Source organism: Thermoactinomyces mirandus (assembly GCF_013868055.1).
Lineage (GTDB): Bacteria > Bacillota > Bacilli > Thermoactinomycetales > Thermoactinomycetaceae > Thermoactinomyces > Thermoactinomyces mirandus.
The window spans coordinates 1-508 of the sequence record NZ_JACEOL010000044.1; the positions used below are offsets into that span (position 1 = coordinate 1).

A 508-nucleotide genomic window follows, 5' to 3' on the forward strand; every position below is an offset into this window, starting at 1 on the left:
GGATCTTTTCCATGCTGAATCCGGTCCTGGCTGGTGGCTTTCTCCAGCTCTTCCATATAGCTTTTTGGGGTAACCGTGACCTTTTGTTTTCTGAATTTACTTTTACTGGCGTTTGCCTTCAAGAAAGTGGAATCGCTGAACAATTGTTTCCCTTCCTAAATCCGTGTTGAATTGCCTGAATGACGATTTCATCGAAAATCTCCTGATAAATTTGCGACTGCCCGAACCGCCGACGGCGGTTTTGGCTGAAGGTGGAATGATGAGGAACCGGATCTGTCAAGGAAAGTCCAACAAACCAACGATAAGCGATATTTACTTTAATTTCCTCAATCAAGCGTCTTGGAGAAGCGGATGCCAAACAGATATCCGATAAGTAACATTTTGAACAGCATGACAGGATCAATACAAGGTCGACCATTGTTTTTGCAGTACAACGGTCGGCATTTATCAGCGATAAAAGAAAAGTCAATCGTTTCATTAATTTTTCTTAACAGATGATCTTGAGGGC

At 42.5% G+C, this 508-nt stretch carries 1 pseudogene; it reads right to left on the bottom strand.

From position 1 onward, the window contains the following. A pseudogene (locus H2C83_RS17835) lies at positions 1–508 on the bottom strand (transposase); the annotation flags it as partial.